Source organism: Psychrobacter sp. 1176_08, from assembly GCF_052850615.1.
This window is the reverse complement of sequence record NZ_VXCU01000005.1, coordinates 145,057-164,230: the sequence shown is the minus strand read 5'-3', so window position 1 is coordinate 164,230 and position 19,174 is coordinate 145,057. Positions and strand designations below refer to the sequence as shown.

The following is a 19,174-nucleotide window of genomic DNA, read 5'->3' as shown; positions in this document are numbered from 1 at the left end:
ATAAACATGCTCTTGTCTAAATGAATTTTTTAATTCAGTATTTTTGATAATGCTTAATTTTTGATTAACCAATTTAACAACCAAAGAATAATAGTAAAAAACTAGGATGTTACGTGACGACTCGCTCAAATGAATTAAATCAACCGTTTGAAACCAACTATGATTGGGTTGAAGGCTTTAAAAAAAGTCTGCCAGTAGCCATGGGGTATTTACCCGCAGGCATCGCTTTTGGCGTACTGGCGCAAGTTGCTGGTATCCCTATATGGGCAGTAATGATGCTCAGTATCGTTTTGTATGCTGGTGCAGCTCAGTATGCTTGCTTACCTATGCTAAGCGCTGGTTTGCCGATTGGTAACATCGCCACCAATATTGCCGCCATCAACTTGCGTCATGTGTTCTATGGTATGCCGTTACTGAATTACTTACCCAAGCAAAAGCTTGCCAAAGCCTATTGTTTATTTGCATTGACTGACGAGACTTTCTCAGTCATAACCAGCCTACCTAACGAATCAAAACAGGCGTTGATGTTGCCCATAAGTCTGTTTAATCAAAGCTGGTGGGTGTTGGCAAGCTTGGTTGGCGTAATAATTGGAGGTGCGCTTAGTGACTTGGTGCCACACTTAGATTTTGCATTGGTTTGTTTGTTTGCCATTTTGGCTTATGAGCAGTTTCAAAGCATCAAACGCTATTTCCCTATTGTTATTGCTGTCGTTTCTTTAGCCATTGCCTCTTTATTTACGAGTAATTGGTTATTACTGGTGGCTATCACCATTTGTATGGTGATGATTTTAGTACGTGGTATTTGGACACAGCACAATGTAACAGGAGGAACTCATGAGTAGTAGTTATCTTATTTTTGCTACTTTTGCGATGGCGGCTGTTACTTTTGTCACTCGTGCATTGCCTGCTTTGATACCAAAAAAACTTTTAGATACGCCTTGGCTGCATCGGTTGAATGAGAGTCTACCCCTTTCTGTTATGGTACTACTTATTTTAACCAGTCTCTCTTATCAAGGCTTGTCTGCTACTACTGGTATCAATAGTGCAGAGCTACACTTATTGATGGCACAAGTTGGTGCTCTATTTTTGGTCTTACTCGTTTATCATGTTAGCCGTCAGTTGCTGGTCAGCATGGTCGTTGGTATTGCGGCAATCAATGGTCTATTATGGGTGTTTACTCATTTTTTAAGCTAAGCATAATCTCATATTGAATACTTTAATGAAGTCAGTTAATCGCAGCTTGTATTAAGTAAAGCATCAGTAAAGTATGAAATATAGCTTAGTCATATTTTGGACAAAAAAAAGCTGCATTCTAATGAAGATGCAGCCTTTTTTTGGAATTATTTTCTAGCTAGAACTATTTACATCTCTTCAACACCTGTCATATCGACTGGTGTATCAGCGACTATTTGTACGCCTTTTTTACCTGTCTTGGCAGTATCACTACGCTGTTTTTGTAGATGATCAAGGTAGGCTTCATTGATTTGACCCGTGATATAACAACCATTAAAGACGGCACAATCAAAGCCTTCAACTCTACTGTGCTTGGTGTCTTTGACGGCATCAATCAAATCGTCTAAGTCTTGGAAAATTAGACGATCAGCACCAATAATGTCTCGTACCTCTTCTGTGGTATGACCTGACGCAATCAGCTCACTACGCACAGGCATATCAATACCATAGACATTTGGGTATTTTACTGGTGGCGCTGCACTTGCAAAAAATACTTTATTCGCACCCGCGTCTCGAGCCATTTGAATAATCTCATGACACGTCGTACCACGAACGATAGAATCATCTACCAACAGTACGTTTTTACCTTTGAATTCTAACGGTACCGCACTGAGCTTTTGACGAACCGACTTTTTGCGTTGCTGCTGGCCTGGCATGATAAACGTACGACCGATATAGCGGTTTTTCATAAACCCTTCACGGTATTTAACATTCATCTTCAGCGCCAACTCCATCGCAGAAGTGCGAGACGTATCTGGAATAGGAATGACGACATCGATATCGTGATCTTCACCCCATTCAGCCAAAATTTTATCTGCCAGTTTTTCACCCATGCGTAGGCGTGACTTATAAACAGAGATATTGTCCATGATTGAATCTGGACGAGCAAAATAAACATATTCAAAGATACAAGGTGTGTATTCTTTTGGCTCTACACATTGATGCGTATGAAGCTTATGGTCTAAATCGATAAAAATGGCTTCTCCTGGCTTCACATCACGAATAATGCTAAAGCCTGAACCTGTCAATGCGACTGACTCTGAGGCAACCATATACTCAGTGCCACCATTTTCTGCCATACGTTTACCAAAGATAAGCGGACGAATACCATTCGGGTCACGAAAAGCCAATAAGCCATGACCGGTAATCAAAGCCACTACTCCATAAGCGCCTTCACAGCGACTATAGACAGCTTTTACTGCTTCAAAAATATCATCAGCTGTTGGATTGGTTTTACCCAAATTTTGCATTTCATGAGCAAGTACGTTTAGTAATACTTCAGAATCTGAGTCAGTATTGAGATGGCGACGATCTTCAATATACAGTGATTTAGCCAAGCTCTCAGCGTTGGTCAAGTTACCATTGTGAGCAAGCGTGATGCCATAAGGCGAGTTAACATAAAATGGCTGAGCTTCAGCACTACTAGATGTACCCGCAGTTGGATAACGTACATGACCGATACCAAACTTACCAACCAATTTCATCATATGATGATTCATGAAGACGTCACGAACCATACCATTTTCTTTACGTAGATAAAGTCGTCCATCCTGCAAAGTAACGATACCTGCTGCGTCTTGGCCGCGATGCTGTAGCATCGTTAAACCATCATAAAGAATCTGATTGACTGGCTCATGAGCTGCAACCCCAATGACTCCACACATAGTTATATCCTATTTTGACCCATACATTAGTATTACAATAACGGTAATTTTTGACAGCACGCTAGTAAATATTTGAGCTGTCAGTCACCGCTGACCTGATGATGTTAAACGTTTAAAAAGTATATATATCTTTGATTGTTAGAAAAATGAGCTATCGATACTTTATCTATCGTCATTTATGTAGCCTAAATGCTATCAAATAATTTTTTATCAAGGATAGGTTACAAAGACGAGGTTGATGTTATAGAGGCTATAAAAAGCTGAAACCATAAGGTATGAGTATTTGACTCATGAGGACGAAAATTCGAAGTATAACAATTATGATTGGTTGATTTGATCCCAAGCCATACCAAACACATTTGACACAAGCTCTCTGCCCATCGGTGCATAAGGTAATAACTCAGGCGCAAGAACTGAAGTTTGCCATTGCGGCATTTGTACCAATAAGGGCGCACTGACACTAAGGACAACCAATATCATCAGCACGTTTTTGGCAGCACCCAATACGCCGCCTGCCATTTTATCAAAAATGCCCAGGCGCAAGGTTTTCAGCACACCTGAAAACACAAACGCGACCAAATGCATGATGGCCAATATGATAATTACCACTAGTAAAAATGCCAGCGCCAACTGTAACACAGGGTTTTGCACAACTCCTGATAATTGAGGCGACACCGCACTTGCCAAACGCGTAGCAGCAATAAAGGCGATAAACCAGCCTGCCAAACCAACGGCTGTTTTAATCAGTCCTACTTGAAAGCCGCGCCATAAGCCAATCAAGACAACAACAGCAATCACGATATCTAGACCACTCATGTGTTACGCCTCATACTTTATTCATGTTTGTTGGGGTTTGTTCAGGTTCTATAACGTCATAGATGGTTAAAAGCGCTTTCAAGAGCCAGTATTTTCAAGTAAATAGCGAGGTCTTAATTTCACTCTAACCTTCCATAGCGTCGTAATAGCCACCGATTGCTTGAATACAGGATTGTACCAGCCCAGGACCACGGTAAATAAGCCCTGTATAAAGCTGTACCATATCTGCACCTGCCTCTATTTTTTTGACGGCTTTGGCACCACTATCAATACCGCCAACACCGATCAATGTGACTTTATCACCCAACTGATCAGAGAACTGTTGTAAAATCTGGGTACTAATGTGGTTCACTGGTCGACCTGATAATCCGCCCATTTGATCACCATCTTGTAAATCTTCAACCCCCACACGGCTCAACGTCGTATTGGTCGCAATCAAACCGTCTATTTCGAAATCTAGTAACTGCTGTGAGATGTAATCGACTTGCATAGGCTCTAGATCAGGTGCAACTTTGAGTATCAAAGGCACATAAAAACCGTATTCGGTTGCCAGCTGACTGTGACGATTTTTAATCGTATCCAATAGCTGAGTTAAGGCATCTCCACTTTGCAGATCGCGTAAATTCTTCGTGTTGGGAGAAGAGATATTCACCGTGATATAAGAAGCATGCGGATAAGCACGTTCTAAACAATAAACATAATCATCTGCTGCTTGCTCTACTGGTGTATCGGCGTTTTTGCCAATATTGATGCCAATATTACCTTTATATTTACAGCGTTTAACATTTTCGACCAGATAATCGATACCTTGGTTATTAAACCCCATACGATTGATGATAGCATCGGCTTGTTTTATTCTGAACAATCTCGGCTTATCATTCCCTACTTGAGGACGCGGCGTAACCGTACCGACTTCTATAAAACCAAATCCCAGTTCCGCAAGGGCATCAATGTAATCACCATTTTTGTCCAGTCCTGCCGCTAAGCCAACTGGATTCGAAAACTGTAATCCCATACAATCGGTTGGTTGCATTGATTGACCATATACCAGCCCTAAGACACGGGCTTTGTGAGCTTTGTCTAATAAAGACAAAGTCATCTCATGGGCATGTTCTGGATCCATATTAAACAAAAAAGGGCGAAGTAAGGCATAAGACATAGTAATGACAGACCCTGCTCGAAAGACATAGTGGATGAAAAGTGCTGATAAAATCAAGCGCTGCGATTATATCAGCTTAACAGAAATAAGAGCAAAGTTTCATGTGCTAATTTTTCAGATTTACCTCTCAGCAATTCATAAATCAATTATTACCAATTAATTAGGAGTAGTCACTAAACGTGATTGCTATTCAATGAATTTTGGATGAGACCTAAGGCACAGGACGATTATCCGTTAATGCGATCCACCCTCGAATGACGCGATAAAGATGCCAAATAAAGGTAAAGGTCATAATAAGAAGACCAAAAGCAGCCAAGAGCACAGAACCAATAGCAATGTTTCCACTGTCTGCCAATACACTCACACCTACACCGCCCAAAGCAAACACAATAATAATAATGCCTAAGAAAAACCAGACGATACTGTACCAAAAGGTTTTGATTTGCCAATCGAAATGCGTAGCAAGCCAGGACCCCTCTGCATCATGGCGCTTCACATAGTTCATGACAATCGGCACAATCCAAAGCAAACCTGCCGTAAAATAGCTGATGACATACAAAAAATAAGTAACGTGATTATAAGTGATTAAAGAACGGCGCTTATTGTCGCTCATCATGCTGTGTTTTCCTCGTTGGGCAATATTGTGATCAGACATTGTATCAACAGAATCATGGTAATGGTGGTCAGCAGTACGAGTTTTTTGACGCACAGCATCATCAGGTTTGCGCTCAGAAGAATGATTCATTGTAATTATCCCTATCTGACAGTGACTAATCATTATTTGATTGTGCCAGAGCAGTGGTTTTTCAATATCAGCAACTATGCGAGTAATAAGCGCTAAACAGCTTCGGTTATCAGCCATCACAGTAGAATATCATTGTATAGTTAATCCTAAATAAAAAAGGTACAACAATGATCATGTATTGCCAACGACATATTTTTGTAGCCTCTGTCTGCGAAGGCATAGCAAGCAAGAAAATATGACGTTGGCAGCACTGCTTTGGTTTTATATTGGATTGACTATAGGAAAAGGCTAGAGAGACAGCCGTTTATAGGGCAACTGTTGCTTGTACCTGAATGGACTTATTAGCGGGATCTTGTTGCATGGATAATTGAGTGAACTGCCAACCTTGCTGCTCAAGCTTACCAAGTGCTGTACTAACCACTGCTTGACTGCCATGAGTAAAGCTCAATTGAACAGCATCGCCAGCTGCCACTACTTGAGCGTTTGAAATACCAGCACTATTTAACACTGTATTCACGCTATTAGCAGGTGGCAATGCCTCACCATCAGGCGTGTTGGCCTGCATCGCATTGCTATCGATATTACCAGCTTGTGCGCGCAGCCAAAAATAATCAGCCACCTCCTCCTGATAGCCACTCTTGCTATCACTTGCCGCTTGGTGAATGCTATAACCGCCATAGCCACCCACAAATAATAATAAAAATGTAGACAATATGATTAATGCCAACTGATCACGTGGAGATAATGACTGCCAGCGCGTTGACAAAACATTTTGAAAGTTATTCATGCGCTTTGATAATGCATGCGTTTCTATACTGCTACTGAATGCAGGATTAACGTTATGACGTTTGCTACGGCGTAGTAATCTTTTCATTGTTTGACCTTGTTTGCCATGGCTAATAGAGATTATGATGCCGCCGTATTTGCTTGCGTATCGTTATTTTCTATCACGCTTACCGTGATTTGACCACTAAACTGCCCTTGCTCATTGCCGCTCACTTGCGCAAGCTTGGCGCTTAACCCTTGTGCCGTCAGTGTGCTTGTAAATGTATCCAAACTAGTACGGTCAGGCGCTATCAAGGTAAAGCTGAGTGATGAAGGCTGCATCACCAGTGCTTGTGCATGCAAGGAAGACTGTTTGATAAGAGGTGATATGCGAGCCAATGCAGCCATGTGCGAATCAGGCGCTTGGCTGTCACTACGCAATTTCGGTTGCAATTGTACTTGTAGCTTTGTACGAGTGCTCAAAGGCTCATCAGCAAACCACGATTGGTACTGCTTAGCAATCTCACTCTTGGTTGCGATAGCTGCATTATTATATTGATACCATTGCACACCATCCGTCGCCATCTGTAGTACCAATGCACTCAGCGCGACCATCATAGCCACGCGCAAATAAGGTGACAATTGTGAATCTGTGGACTTGATGAAGAAATTTAGCGCATGACGATCAGGGTTTTCAATGGGTTTTGGCGTCGTTGTCAGTGTGGTCAATAACAATTGATGCTCAGTGATCATCGCCGAGGTTTGCGCCATAAAATCGGTTGGCATGGTCGATGTTGGCGTTTGTAGCTCACTATTATGAGACGAAATAGAGTCACCAAATGTATCCGTAAGAGGATTACTGTTGAAGAGCGTTGACGTGTCTTCAACAGACGCTATGGGCGATAATACGTTGACTTCACTAAGATGCGGGAAACGCTCAAAAATCAATGGCAAATAGCTGACCGCCATACCTTGACGTAAAGATTGACGCAGCAGCATGGTTTGAGTGTCTTGATATAACGTCACTTGCTGTCCTGCCCCCTCTTCTGGCGTTGGCAGCAATAAAAAATCAGGCAGTAGCGCTGTAATGGTCATACCAGCAAGTTTGGTACTTTGCTGCCACGACTCGATATCATTTTGTGACAACGCATAAAGTTGATGACGATCGGCATGACTGATTTGTCGAATGGCCAATTGTTCAACTGGGGTCAATGACATCTCTTCAAATAGATACTGCTTACCACTAACGCCCAGTTGTTTAAGTTGGGCAGCCGTAAACTCCGTATCGACTTGTAATAGATGGCTTGAAGGAAAATACAAGCACAATGTTTTGTGAGCATTGTTTTTATGACTACCATAGATCGCTTGTAGCTGTTGCCACCCATCGACTGTTTGCCATTGTTGTGCATCTTCATGCCAGACAGCTAGTGGGCTATGCTGCGCTCGTAACCAAACATGTAACACTAAGCGTGTCCTTAATTATTGAAGCAATGATAGAAGGGCTATTATCAATAAGGCTGATCAGGAACAAAGCGGTCGATCTCTTTTGCCATACCGCTCATGACAAAGTCCATTTCGAACACGCGCGCTTCTGCCAGAGAAAATGACTCAGGATAATCTCCTGTCAGTAATCCAGCAATGTAGGCAACGATGGACATATGGCAGACCACCACAAGACAATCCACTTCGATATTACCGATATCTATTAAAGCTTGGCGCGCATCATCAGAAGGCGTAATATTATTCTGTATGGTTAACGGCACTTTTGGCGCTCGTGCTTGGAATTCAGCGAGTGTTTGCTGCGCTCTATCATAAGGGCTTACAACAAAACGATCAGGATGATAATGAGTTATCACGTATTCTGCGGTTTGGGCGGCTTGCTTACGTCCAAATTCAGTCAGCTGACGGGCGCTATCAGGACGTGTTTCATCTTCTGCTTGACCATGACGTACTAGTATAATTTTCATGACAGTCCTTGTTAGACATTTTTGGGTACAAGGCATAGCTTAATTTGATTTTATTGCTGCATGATGAAATTAGATGATGCAGCATTAATCGCAATGGCTTTACTTGTGGTCAGTGTCGTCCTTATTATTTTCAGCGCTACTACTCGATGTTTTCATATGGGCAGTCAGTGCCGCATTACTATGATCATGCGCCATGACGAATTCAACATCACTACGGAAACCAGCTTCCATCAAATGTAGGGCAACCCCTAGAGCCGCTTTATCTTCATAAATGACCGCATACAGAGCGTGAGTGATAGGCATATAGATGCCTTCTTTGGTCGCTTTTTCGTGTACCTGCTGAATGGTATTAACACCCTCAGCTGTTTGACCAAGTTTTTTGACAGCAGCGTCTATGTTCATTCCACGACCGAGCATCGTACCAATGCGATAATTGCGACTCAATTCTGAGCTACAAGTGGCATATAAATCACCAACCCCTGACAACCCTAAAAAAGTGAGTGGGTTTGCACCTGCTTCGACACCGAAACGACTCATTTCTGCCAAAGCACGTGTCAGTATCATCGCTTTGGTATTTTCGCCAACATCATAGGCCGCCGCCATCCCCATCGCAATCGCGTAAATGTTTTTGAGTGCACCACCAAGCTCAACACCTTTGACATCATCGCTGGCAAAAACTCTAAAAAATGCACTGTGCAGCGCTGCTTGTACCGCATGACGTAACGGTTCAGACTCACTAGCAATGACCGTCGCAGAAGGCATGTTTTTCATGATTTCTATGGCCAAATTTGGCCCTGACATCACGCCAAAATTCACTTCTGGTAGCTCATCCTTGATGATATCGCTCATTAAGGCAAACGTGTCCTTTTCCATGCCTTTCGTTAATGAGACGATAGATTGACCACTAATAAATGGGGCAATATTTTTTAAGGTTTCTCTGAAGGCCAAACCTGGTATAGCGATAAAAACAATGTCCTTGTCTTTTACCGTTGCTGCCAAGTCATGACTATATTTTAGACGGTCATCTAGCTTATAACCCGGCAAGTATTTTTTGTTGGTCTGAGTTTTTATCATTGCCTTCACGGTACGTTTATTGCGCACCCACAGTGTGGTATCACAGCCATTTCGTGCGGCCAAGTTCGCCATTGCCGTACCAAAGCTGCCGCCACCTAAAAAGGCCAATCGCAGCTTAGTAGGGTTGCTGTGAATCTCTGCCATGTTTTTTGCCACTGCTGATTCGACCGCACTAGGGTTCAGTTTTTTACGACCAAGACCGGATTTGGTCGCACGTTCGATGATGCCTAGTAACAAACTGTTTTGCTTATCAGGTGTGCTCTTCTCTGTGTTATTGTCATCGTTGCCAATGTTTTTATTGCTATCATTTGGGCTGGTCATGTTCTTTTATCCATATTGACTGACTGATTATTCATAAAATGTATCATTATGTGCCTACCAAGTTTGGCTACTGCGGCTGACTGTCTTGTTAGAAGATAGTTTTACTTAGTAGACAGCGCTTAGCTATATTATGACTCAAATCGTACCAATGGCTCGATATCAATGGGTTTACGTGTGGGTTCATTTTTTGGGCTGGTACCAGTATAAACAAAAGCCGTCACATAATCATCTGACCCAACATCAAAATAAGTTTTCACAGCAGGCTCGTTACATAGCAGTCCAGTACGCCATACAGTACTAAAACCTTGTGCTTTTAGTGCCAATATAAGGTTTTGGACAGCAGCACCCGCACTTAACATCTGCTCGAAGGGAGGAACTTTTTTATGCGCTTGTATTTTAGTGACCACAGTAATGATAAGAGGTGCTCGCAGTGGCATACTTTGGGTTTTTTTAATGTCTTTTTCAGACAACACCTTACCCTCCTTCGCCGCTTTTTCTTGAGCAGCTTCAAGCAATGCTTGCCCTAATTGATTACGAGCTTCGCCCTGCGTCACTATAAAACGCCATGGGTTCAACTTTTTGTGATCTGGCGCGGTGGCAGCACATTCGATTGCCGCTTCGATCTGGGCGCGCGTCGGTGCTGGCGCATCTAAGTTGCCCATACTGCGTCTTGAATTGATCCAACCAATCAGCGTCTCAGCAGCCAATGGTGAATCAGTAGCTGTGACGTTCTTAACGGCCAATTTTTTACCATTTTTTCCATTATCATCATTATTAGATTCGGTCATTGTCATTCCTTATTTATTATTATCTATATCTATTTGTGTTAATACATTCATTCTTTTATACGCTAATTTTTGTCAGCGTATACATTTTTATTAAAAAAAGCTAAAACTGAACGCATCATAGACATTCAGTTCTAGCAAAGGGTTTAAAAGATCCCTATTAGGCGCCGTCTTCGACGCGGTGCGCCATCCGTAAATAATCTTCTGATTGCATTTCAAGCAAACGTGAGCGCGTACGCTCAATCTCAAATGCCAGCTTCTCACCTTGATATAGATTTAAAATCGACTGCTCTGCTCGAACCAAGAGTTTTACGCGGCGATCATAGAACTCGTCCACAAGGTAAATAAAACGACGCGTCGGATCGCGCAAATCATCATCTAATGCTGGTACTGAATTGACTAAGACGGTGTTGAACTGCTTAGCGATTTCAATAAAATCAGAGGCTGAACGCGGCTCCATACATAGATGACGGAAATCGCAAAATAAGATGTCTTCAGTACGCGCGTTAATCTTAATTTCACGGCCATTGATCGTAATCGGAGCATGACTGATTTTTTGGTTATTAGACAAACTGGCAAAACGGTTGGCAAGCCAGTGATGGTTTGCCTTGGTCAAAGGCGACTCATAAAGTTCTGCTTGTTGCAGCACACGTAAGCGATAGTCAATACCAGAGTCGATATTCATCACTGTCGTATGACGCTCAACTTCAGCAATGGCTGGCAAAAAACGGTCACGATGCAGCCCATCTTTATAAAGCCCTGACGGCTCAATGTTTGAAGTGGCAACCAATGTGATACCACGATTGAATAGCATGGTAAATAGATCGCCCAAAATCATAGCGTCAGAGACATTAGATACAAAAAATTCATCAAAACAAATGATGACGGCTTCTGCATGAATAATATCTGCGACTTTTTCTAACGGGTCACTCTCACCTTGCAGCTTATGTAGCTCTTGATGCACACGCTTCATAAAATGATGAAAATGCAGGCGCATCTTACGATCAATAGTCAAAGAATCGTAAAACATGTCCATCATCCATGTTTTACCGCGGCCCACACCGCCCCACATATACAAACCCTTTGGTGCGGTCGGCTTGGACTTTAGAAAGCTAAAAAAGCCTTTTTTTTGCGGCGCACTATTGATGAGCTGATGATAAATCTCATCAAGGTAGCTCATGGCCTTAAATTGCTGTTCATCTTGAGTAAAATCGTCCGTACTGACGGCTTGCTCGTAACGTTGCAATGGAGATAAACTCATAATACGACTCATCGTTGGATAAAATGAATATGAAAGTACTAACGTGTTTCGGCTTCATCACATCAAGACAAAGCCATCAAAAACTTTATGAAATAAAACGACTATACGCTAAGACGAATGAGAAAAACTACATCTCACTACCAAAGCTGTGTTTTTCTAACAAACCTTTGAGCTCTGATAGGCGACCATGAAAAAAGTGACCTGCGCCATCCACGACGCTGACCTCAATTCCTAAATGATCAGCAAATGCCTGCATGTTTTTGGGATCAATGACTTCATCTGCATTACCATAAATCTCAAACGTCTTATCAACTGGCAAACGTATATCGCTACTCTCATTTTTTTCGATAGAGGGCGCAATCAGGGCAATATTAACAATTTCAAAATCGCTTACGCCCCAGATGTGAGAGGCCTCAATTACTTGCTCAGCCACACGCGCTGTCACATAGCCACCAAAAGAAAACCCGCCAAGCCATAACTTACGAGCATTGGTTTGTTCGGCAATCCATTGTAACACGGTCATCGCATCTACCACTTCACCTTCCGCGTAATCGTGCTCGCCCGTTGATTGACCCACGCCTCGAAAGTTGAAACGTACCACATGCATTCCACTATCACGGGCAAAGCGGTACATAGTCGTCACCACTTTATTGTTCATCGTCCCATCGAATAATGGATTAGGATGACAAAGTAACGCCACGGTATCCGTGTTAGGGTCATTAGGATTGTTTTGTTGCCACAGTGCGTCGACTTCGAGCACGCCAGCAGGAGCAGGAATCAATTGCATAAAATTGCTTACTCGTTAAGAATGAATAGACCAATTATCCTAGATATGGTTTTTATTTCAAGTGATTTGCTGTGTCAGCGTGCAGCTTGTGTCAATTTTTGATAGATAGCGACAAACAAAGTCTATCAATAGTGGCATTATCAGCACGTTTTACATACCTTTAAACTTAACCTAGTCACAATATAAAAGATAAAATATGCAGTAGTCATGCCACACAATAACAGTCTAGACACCCAAGATAAGAATGAGTTAGATTTATAATCTATATTGAGCAAACCACCACACCTGCTTAACTTTGATAGTCAACTGACAGAAATTAGGAATCATTTATGAATACTTTGAATAAAACCGTTACATTGACGGCAACTTTAGCCGCTGCACTTGCCTTGAGTGCTTGCCAAAGTACGCCTTCATCTCCCGTTATTCAGCGTGCCAACTCGGTTTATGAAACCACTGGCATCGCAGATACTAAAGTCAAAGCACAACAAAATGCGATTGATAGTGCACAAAAAACCTGTCGAAGCAAACAAGTCATTATCGTCAATGACACCGTCAAATATAACGGGATTTTAGATGAGCGCACTGGACGTATGGTCGGTCAAGTTGGCGCGGTTGTTGGGTCCATTTTTGGTACTGGCACACCAGACTTATCACGTAAAGATGATTATGAGTACACCATTAATTTCCGTTGCCAATAAAATATATCCGTTATCTCATTTTTCAGATAACGCCTTAGATCATCTCTGAGACTAAGACATCAAGACGACATTTTTGCTAGGACATATGTTTCGCATTGTCTTTGTTGAATGACGATTAACTTACATATTGCCAGCAAGTTTGCATGAATTTTATTGCTGCTTGTTGGCTTTACTTTTTGTGTCCGTACTTTTGCGTTAAACTATGATCAGTTTACTATAACTCCGGCATACAGAAGACAAGTGAAAATACTAAAAATAGTAGACTGATCGAGTCCGCTTGACAAAAAATTAACTATACCCTACTTAGAGCTTTCATATTTTGGCTCACTTCTACGCTCTTCTCATTTTGGTCTAATATTATGCGCAAACCTAAACTTTCAAATCTCAAACATGCTCAAGTATTAACCCCTGCCAAAGACTTGGCGACCTTGGAAGCCGAATTGGCAGAGCAAGAAGACCATCTAGAAAATACAGTATTGCGGTTAAGTGACTATTTGACCGCTGTTGACATGGTTATCAAACAAACCTTTGACCACCGTGTCTGGGTAAAAGCAGAGATTCGCAATCTATCGAGTAAAGGTGGTCATTATTATTTTGAATTAGCAGAAAAAGATGACGATGGCAAAGTCGTAGCCAGCTGCCGTGGCAATCTGTGGCGCTTTAAAGCGGCGCGTGTTTTGGCCAAGTTTGAGCGGGCGACGGGTATGCCACTTGATCGCGATTTGACTGTTTTGCTTAAAGTCGCAGCTGGCTTTCATGCCCAATATGGCTTCTCACTCACAATCGAAGACATTGATCCTAGCTATACATTAGGCGATTTGGCACGTCAATATGCCCAGATGGTTGATCGCTTAACAGGTGAAGGGTTACTGACCCTCAATCAGCAACTCCCTGCTCCCTTTGATATCGAACACGTGCTGGTCATCGCGCCTGAAAAAGCCGCTGGATTAGGAGATTTTCAAGCGGACGCCGATCGCTTAGCCGAGGCAGGCGCTTGTCATTTTCACTACCATCACGCGACCTTTCAAGGCAATCATGCCCCTGCTGAAATACGCCAAGCCATCGTCAGTGCCCAGCAGCAATTTCAAGACACGTACGGACGCTTGCCTGATTTGTTAGTCATTATTCGTGGTGGCGGTGCGGTCGGTGATTTGGCGTATTTGAATGATTATGAGCTTGCCGCTTTGGTGGCTGAGCAGCCAGTTCCTGTCTGGGTAGGGATTGGTCATGAACGCGACAAAGTCATCTTAGATGAAGTGGCTCATACAAGCTTTGATACCCCATCAAAAGTCATCGCTGCCATTAGCAGCCACCTAGCACAGTTGGTCTCTCAGACGCTGCAATATCAAGCACAAATAAAACAAGCTGCCCAGCGTCAACTCAATATGGCGGAACAGCGAGCAGAGCGTCAATTAAGCCAAATACAAACGCAAACCACAGGGCAACTCACTGCTCTACAAAAAGACAGTGACTATGCATGGCGCAGCATTCAGCAAAGTGCTCAGCGCCAAGTAAAACAAGCGGCAAGACAAACGGCTGAATTAAATACCCAGATTCAAGCCGCGGCTTACCAGCAGTTATCCATTGCTTCTACTTACAGCAACAATCAGCACAAAGCCATCATGCACCGTACTCAGCAGCAGCTGATACAAGCGCAGCGAGACAGCGAGCATCTGCGGGATATTGTATTACTGCACAGACCTTCCCGCATACTTAAGCAAGGCTACACCTTACTTACAGATGAAAAAGACAAACAGATACTCACCAGTCGTACCCAGCTTCATACTGAACAAATGGTACACATAGTCTTGAAGGATGGCAAAGCAAAAGCACAGATCATGGATGTAAAAGCTACATAAAAAGCTAACTACCAAATACCACTAAAAATAATGGCTTTGCGATATTTAGAGTCAGTTTTTTTACTTAACACTAATTACTTAAACTTAACCTTAGTGACTTAACCCTAATTTTGAACATCAGGACAGATTATGACTACCCCTACTCGCAAACGCAAAAAAGCCGCCCCAAAAACCTTTAAGGCGGCTTATGATATTTTAAAAACCAATGCCACTGAGTTACAGCAACAGGACGAGCCTGATATTGACAATCTAATGACTACCGTCGAAGAATCTATTGCCGCTTATCGCGTTTGTGAGACGCGTATCAATGCAGTACAGCAAGCCTTGGACGCCGCGTTCGCTGAAGAAAACAAGACAAACAATAGCGATAGTTAAGCACGCTATTCTAGTTCATCAACCTCAAAAACTTGGCGCAAATAGGCAAGATACGTATCATTATTGATCATGGTCTTGCCAGGGCTGTCAGACAGCTTGGCAACTGGCTGCCCATTGCATTCAACCAGCTTGAGAACGATATTAATCGGCGTGATGCCCATATCATTAGTCAGATTGGTGCCGATACCGAAACTGGTCTTGATACGACCTTGGAAGTATTGATGCAGCTCCCATGCCTTTTCAAGGTTTAGACCATCACTAAAGGTGAGAATCTTGGTTTTGGGATCTATTTTTAGTTTTTCGTAATGAGCAATGGCTTTATCACCCCAAATATAGGGATCGCCACTATCATGACGCAGCCCATCAAAAAGTTTGGCAAAATACAAATCAAAATCTCGTAAAAATGCGTCCATTCCAACGACATCCGTCAGTGCAATGCCCAAATCACCGCGATATTCATGTACCCACGCTTCGAGTGCCGCTTTTTGTGAATCACGCAAACGTACATCTAATGCCTGAAACGCCTGCATAAACTCATGCGCCATCGTACCGATTGGTGTCATACCGAGCTGTTTTGCTAAATAGACATTAGAAGTACCGCCAACTATCTTCGGTTCAGCTTTGTGTATTGTTTCAACCACATGCGCTTGCCACGCTTTACTGAACCGTCTACGAGTACCAAAATCAGCAACGATGAATGGTGGTCTGCTACGATCCCCTTTGGCTTGTTCTGCTGCATAATGATGTAGCAATTCAACTTTTTCATTCAGCCTACGCTGACCTTCTTCAATCACATGCTCATCTGATAAAGCACTGAAATAGAGCTCATTGACAATAGCCAGTACAAAGACTTCAAAAAACATGGCCTGAATCATCGGGCCTTCAATATCGATGAACAAACGACCTTCGCTGTCTGTACTGACTGTGATAAAACGACGCTTAAGTTTAAATAATTCAAGATAGTCCACGAAGTCTGAGCGCATAAAACGTAGGCTGCGCAAATACTCCAATTCATCTTCTAAAAAGCGCAACTCACATAAACTGTCTAACTGTTTTTCAAGCTGCTCTTTGATATCAGCCAATGGATAGAGCGCTTCTTTATTATTGCGGCAACGAAAGCGATAGACACCATGCGTTTGTGGGAATTGATGCAGCATGGCTTGTAGCATGGTAAATTTATACAAATCATTATCAAGTAACGAAGTAATAATAGGTGTATAGGTAACGGTCATACTATGGCCTTAAAAAACAAAAGCAAGAATAAGAAATAAACGTCACCTGATACTTAAAGCGACATAATAGAACGATGAAAAAAAGCGCACAAACAATCAGCACTCAATAAACCGTTAAGTATAACGAAGTTTGCAGCTTATTTCAGAGTTCACGATTAATCGCAGCAAAATTACTACGCTTGTTTGCTATTTTTACCAACTACCATAAAAGATTTCCCATAAAAAAGACGCTAAGAGAGTTCCTAGCGTCTTTTTTATGAATAATACTGTTGCAAAGCTATTATGATTTTACCAGTTTGACCAATGGTGCATAGCCTGATTGGGGCATCACATTGACGGGAATAAATTGCAATGCACCACCATTGATGCAATAACGCAAGCCGCCACGATCTTTTGGACCATCAGGGAATACATGACCAAGATGCGAATCCGCGACTCGAGAGCGAACCTCAGTACGCACCATATTAAATGCTTTATCTTCATGCTGAGTGATTACTTGCATGTCAATCGGCTTAGTGAAACTTGGCCAGCCACAACCGGATTGATATTTATCAGTGGATAAGAAAAGTGGCTCACCGCTTACCACATCGACATAAATCCCAGGCGCAAACAACTCATCATACTCATGACTAAACGCGCGTTCGGTTCCTGCATCTTGAGTAATATCATACTGAGCTTTCGTTAATGTATTCTTCAAAGCGCCTTTATCGAACCCAGCGTAACGCTTAGGATCTAATGCTTCAGCCACTGTATTGGCAGGAGCAAGTTTGGTAGAGGGCGTGCCTGCAGGTTTCTCATCCGCCAAACTCAAATCAACGTGACAATAGCCATTTGGATTTTTTGCCAAATAGTCCTGATGATACGCTTCAGCCAAGTAAAAATTGTCTAATGCTTCGTTTTCGACCACGACTTTTTGTTTGTATTGACTCTGCACTCGCTTGAGAGCCGCATCAATAACCGCTTTATCTTCTTTATCGGTATAATAAACGCCAGAGCGATACTGTACGCCGCGATCATTGCCTTGCTTATTGACGCTAGTTGGGTCAACGACACGGAAGTAATATTTTAAGACCGTATCTAAATCAATTTTATCAGCATCGTAAGTAACTTTAACGGTTTCGGCATGTCCTGATCCGCGAATCACTTGCTCATAGCTTGGATTGGCAGTATTACCGTTTGCATAACCTGAGACGGCATCTACGACACCATCAACCCGCTCCATATAAGCCTCTATACCCCAAAAGCAACCGCCCGCCAGATAGATTGAGCGCGTATTGATCGCTTTGCCTTTGTCATTATAGTAGACCCCATCTTTTTGCTTGATGGTTTCGATCTTGCTGTTATTATCCATTGCTTGCGCGTTGGCAGGTTTGGCATTACCCGCTTTGAGCTCAGCAAAATCATTGTTGGCATTTTCAGCAAGCGCATAGGCTTGCTCTGCCGTTATATTGCCTTTAACCAAATGAACCAAATTACCCTTTTTATCGAGTATGGCCCAGCTTGGATACACCTGCACGCCAAGTTTGTTAATCAGCTCGCCTGAAGGATCGGACAGTACAGGCAGTTTTGGATAGTCTGCTTGAACGCCTGCATACCAAGTACTAAAGTCATTGTCTTCTTTTTCGTTCAAATGACCCGGACTTGCCACAGTAATCACGTTTAGATCAGCGAACTTAGGATCAGTACGCCATTCTTCTGTTTCTGCCAACGTCCCTAAGCAAAGCGGGCACCAACTTGCCCAAAACTTTACCAAGGTTGGTTTATTAGGATCTATCACATCAGCGCCTGTATCGCCCAGACCTTTTGTCAACTGTGGCAACGCTTGTATTTGTTTAAGCATATCGGAGGGCAACATATCACGAGAAGTTTTTGTCGCACTGGTTTGCTTACCAGCGCTACTGCTCGTTTTATTGTCCGCATTGCTCATTTGACCACAAGCAACTAATATGCCTGCACTCAATACGGTCGTCATGCCAAACGTACTAGCATTTTTAAACCAACGAGACGAAGCACGTGGTGAGCCAGAAGCCAATTTATTAGCTTTCTTATGGTCTTTATTTGGAATATGTTTATTTGGCATAATATGTCCCTTCTACGAAGTCTGACGTCCATAGGTTGAGTTAGATGATACCTCATGGTCTTTTTATGCAGTTTGCGAAAAAGAATAGAGTCAATCTTTTACAAAAATGGAGGCCATATATATAAATATAAGCCATCTACGAATGAAAAATATAAGAATGATATGATCACTTGATAGAAAGCTCATATATCATCAGTAGATAATAACTACATGCTTATTCGCATTAGCTTATCTTAACAGTATACATTGACAATGGAATTTACTTTAATAGTAATTAAGAGGTCACTACACTTTTTTAACAACGTAGTAATAGTGGTGATATAGAAAAATCACTACTCTAGAGTAAGCATACT

18 protein-coding genes are annotated in these 19,174 nt (G+C 42.3%); 5 read left to right on the top strand and 13 right to left on the bottom strand.

All coding sequences use genetic code 11. The annotated features are described in order from the left end of the window. The first annotated feature begins 113 nt into the window (after positions 1-113). Together FW759_RS08220 and FW759_RS08215 are read left to right on the top strand one after the other, a co-directional pair. Positions 114-842 (top strand): AzlC family ABC transporter permease, encoded by a 729-nt coding sequence (locus FW759_RS08220; RefSeq protein ID WP_095568584.1) that lies wholly within the window; start codon positions 114-116, stop codon positions 840-842. Beyond that, entirely contained in the window at positions 835-1,194 is a 360-nt protein-coding gene (locus tag FW759_RS08215) for an AzlD domain-containing protein (RefSeq protein WP_443567469.1), read from the top strand. Before FW759_RS08220 ends, FW759_RS08215 begins: the two co-directional genes overlap by 8 nt. A gap of 167 nt (positions 1,195-1,361) precedes the next feature. On the opposite strand, the gene purF is transcribed toward FW759_RS08215, so the two are convergent. The 11 genes from purF to FW759_RS08160 all read right to left on the bottom strand — a co-directional run bounded on the left by purF (position 1,362) and on the right by FW759_RS08160 (position 12,577). Further along, positions 1,362-2,897, bottom strand: coding sequence for an amidophosphoribosyltransferase (purF, locus tag FW759_RS08210; RefSeq protein ID WP_062844339.1), 1,536 nt, complete (start codon positions 2,895-2,897; stop codon positions 1,362-1,364). Between the two features lie 318 nt (positions 2,898-3,215). Beyond that, entirely contained in the window at positions 3,216-3,713 is a 498-nt protein-coding gene (locus tag FW759_RS08205) for a CvpA family protein (RefSeq protein ID WP_062844338.1), read from the bottom strand. A gap of 124 nt (positions 3,714-3,837) precedes the next feature. After that, on the bottom strand, positions 3,838-4,872 hold the full coding sequence (locus FW759_RS08200) for a quinone-dependent dihydroorotate dehydrogenase (RefSeq protein WP_446442684.1): 1,035 nt from the start codon (positions 4,870-4,872) through the stop codon (positions 3,838-3,840). Positions 4,873-5,083: 211 nt separating this feature from the next. Further along, positions 5,084-5,617: a DUF4870 family protein gene (locus FW759_RS08195; RefSeq protein WP_228139920.1), complete on the bottom strand. Its 534-nt coding sequence runs from the start codon at positions 5,615-5,617 to the stop codon at positions 5,084-5,086. 304 nt (positions 5,618-5,921) lie between these two features. Continuing rightward, entirely contained in the window at positions 5,922-6,491 is a 570-nt protein-coding gene (gene gspM / locus FW759_RS08190) for a type II secretion system protein GspM (RefSeq protein ID WP_446442683.1), read from the bottom strand. 32 nt (positions 6,492-6,523) lie between these two features. Then, positions 6,524-7,846 (bottom strand): type II secretion system protein GspL, encoded by a 1,323-nt coding sequence (gene gspL, locus FW759_RS08185; protein WP_446442682.1) that lies wholly within the window; start codon positions 7,844-7,846, stop codon positions 6,524-6,526. A gap of 44 nt (positions 7,847-7,890) precedes the next feature. Then, the gene (locus FW759_RS08180; protein ID WP_446442681.1) at positions 7,891-8,349 is read right to left on the bottom strand and encodes a SixA phosphatase family protein; all 459 of its coding nucleotides are present in this window, start codon (positions 8,347-8,349) and stop codon (positions 7,891-7,893) included. 99 nt (positions 8,350-8,448) lie between these two features. Next, positions 8,449-9,744 (bottom strand): NAD(P)H-dependent glycerol-3-phosphate dehydrogenase, encoded by a 1,296-nt coding sequence (locus tag FW759_RS08175; protein ID WP_062844333.1) that lies wholly within the window; start codon positions 9,742-9,744, stop codon positions 8,449-8,451. Between the two features lie 128 nt (positions 9,745-9,872). Continuing rightward, positions 9,873-10,532, bottom strand: coding sequence for a nitroreductase family protein (locus FW759_RS08170; RefSeq protein ID WP_446442680.1), 660 nt, complete (start codon positions 10,530-10,532; stop codon positions 9,873-9,875). Between the two features lie 157 nt (positions 10,533-10,689). Continuing rightward, entirely contained in the window at positions 10,690-11,790 is a 1,101-nt protein-coding gene (gene zapE, locus FW759_RS08165; protein ID WP_095568592.1) for a cell division protein ZapE, read from the bottom strand. Positions 11,791-11,917: 127 nt separating this feature from the next. Next, complete coding sequence (locus FW759_RS08160) at positions 11,918-12,577, bottom strand: alpha/beta hydrolase (protein ID WP_062844330.1); 660 nt, start codon at positions 12,575-12,577, stop codon at positions 11,918-11,920. Positions 12,578-12,906: 329 nt separating this feature from the next. Between FW759_RS08160 and FW759_RS08155 the strand changes: the two genes are divergently transcribed. The 3 genes from FW759_RS08155 to xseB all read left to right on the top strand — a co-directional run bounded on the left by FW759_RS08155 (position 12,907) and on the right by xseB (position 15,509). Continuing rightward, positions 12,907-13,275 (top strand): hypothetical protein, encoded by a 369-nt coding sequence (locus FW759_RS08155; protein ID WP_095568593.1) that lies wholly within the window; start codon positions 12,907-12,909, stop codon positions 13,273-13,275. A 359-nt stretch (positions 13,276-13,634) separates the two neighbouring features. Beyond that, positions 13,635-15,134: an exodeoxyribonuclease VII large subunit gene (gene xseA / locus FW759_RS08150; RefSeq protein ID WP_446442679.1), complete on the top strand. Its 1,500-nt coding sequence runs from the start codon at positions 13,635-13,637 to the stop codon at positions 15,132-15,134. 129 nt (positions 15,135-15,263) lie between these two features. Continuing rightward, positions 15,264-15,509 (top strand): exodeoxyribonuclease VII small subunit, encoded by a 246-nt coding sequence (gene xseB, locus FW759_RS08145; RefSeq protein WP_095568595.1) that lies wholly within the window; start codon positions 15,264-15,266, stop codon positions 15,507-15,509. A 5-nt stretch (positions 15,510-15,514) separates the two neighbouring features. Here xseB and pncB read toward each other — a convergent pair whose 3' ends face one another. Both pncB and msrAB read right to left on the bottom strand, forming a co-directional pair. Next, positions 15,515-16,741 carry a nicotinate phosphoribosyltransferase gene (gene pncB, locus FW759_RS08140; protein WP_095568596.1) on the bottom strand — a complete coding sequence of 409 codons (1,227 nt, stop codon included), beginning with the start codon at positions 16,739-16,741 and terminating at the stop codon, positions 15,515-15,517. Positions 16,742-17,021: 280 nt separating this feature from the next. Further along, the gene (msrAB, locus tag FW759_RS08135; protein WP_131392181.1) at positions 17,022-18,821 is read right to left on the bottom strand and encodes a bifunctional peptide-methionine (S)-S-oxide reductase MsrA/peptide-methionine (R)-S-oxide reductase MsrB; all 1,800 of its coding nucleotides are present in this window, start codon (positions 18,819-18,821) and stop codon (positions 17,022-17,024) included. Positions 18,822-19,174 lie beyond the last annotated feature (353 nt).

Bases quoted from the DNA above. Each gene is read 5' to 3' on its own strand.
- FW759_RS08215 (WP_443567469.1), top strand. From the start codon at position 835: ATGAGTAGTAGTTATCTTATTTTTGCTACTTTTGCGATGGCGGCTGTT.
- purF (WP_062844339.1), bottom strand. From the start codon at position 2,897: ATGTGTGGAGTCATTGGGGTTGCAGCTCATGAGCCAGTCAATCAGATT.
- FW759_RS08205 (WP_062844338.1), bottom strand. From the start codon at position 3,713: ATGAGTGGTCTAGATATCGTGATTGCTGTTGTTGTCTTGATTGGCTTA.
- FW759_RS08200 (WP_446442684.1), bottom strand. From the start codon at position 4,872: ATGTCTTATGCCTTACTTCGCCCTTTTTTGTTTAATATGGATCCAGAA.
- FW759_RS08195 (WP_228139920.1), bottom strand. From the start codon at position 5,617: ATGAATCATTCTTCTGAGCGCAAACCTGATGATGCTGTGCGTCAAAAA.
- gspM (WP_446442683.1), bottom strand. From the start codon at position 6,491: ATGAAAAGATTACTACGCCGTAGCAAACGTCATAACGTTAATCCTGCA.
- FW759_RS08180 (WP_446442681.1), bottom strand. From the start codon at position 8,349: ATGAAAATTATACTAGTACGTCATGGTCAAGCAGAAGATGAAACACGT.
- FW759_RS08175 (WP_062844333.1), bottom strand. From the start codon at position 9,744: ATGACCAGCCCAAATGATAGCAATAAAAACATTGGCAACGATGACAAT.
- FW759_RS08170 (WP_446442680.1), bottom strand. From the start codon at position 10,532: ATGACCGAATCTAATAATGATGATAATGGAAAAAATGGTAAAAAATTG.
- zapE (WP_095568592.1), bottom strand. From the start codon at position 11,790: ATGAGTTTATCTCCATTGCAACGTTACGAGCAAGCCGTCAGTACGGAC.
- FW759_RS08160 (WP_062844330.1), bottom strand. From the start codon at position 12,577: ATGCAATTGATTCCTGCTCCTGCTGGCGTGCTCGAAGTCGACGCACTG.
- FW759_RS08155 (WP_095568593.1), top strand. From the start codon at position 12,907: ATGAATACTTTGAATAAAACCGTTACATTGACGGCAACTTTAGCCGCT.
- xseA (WP_446442679.1), top strand. From the start codon at position 13,635: ATGCGCAAACCTAAACTTTCAAATCTCAAACATGCTCAAGTATTAACC.
- xseB (WP_095568595.1), top strand. From the start codon at position 15,264: ATGACTACCCCTACTCGCAAACGCAAAAAAGCCGCCCCAAAAACCTTT.
- pncB (WP_095568596.1), bottom strand. From the start codon at position 16,741: ATGACCGTTACCTATACACCTATTATTACTTCGTTACTTGATAATGAT.
- msrAB (WP_131392181.1), bottom strand. From the start codon at position 18,821: ATGCCAAATAAACATATTCCAAATAAAGACCATAAGAAAGCTAATAAA.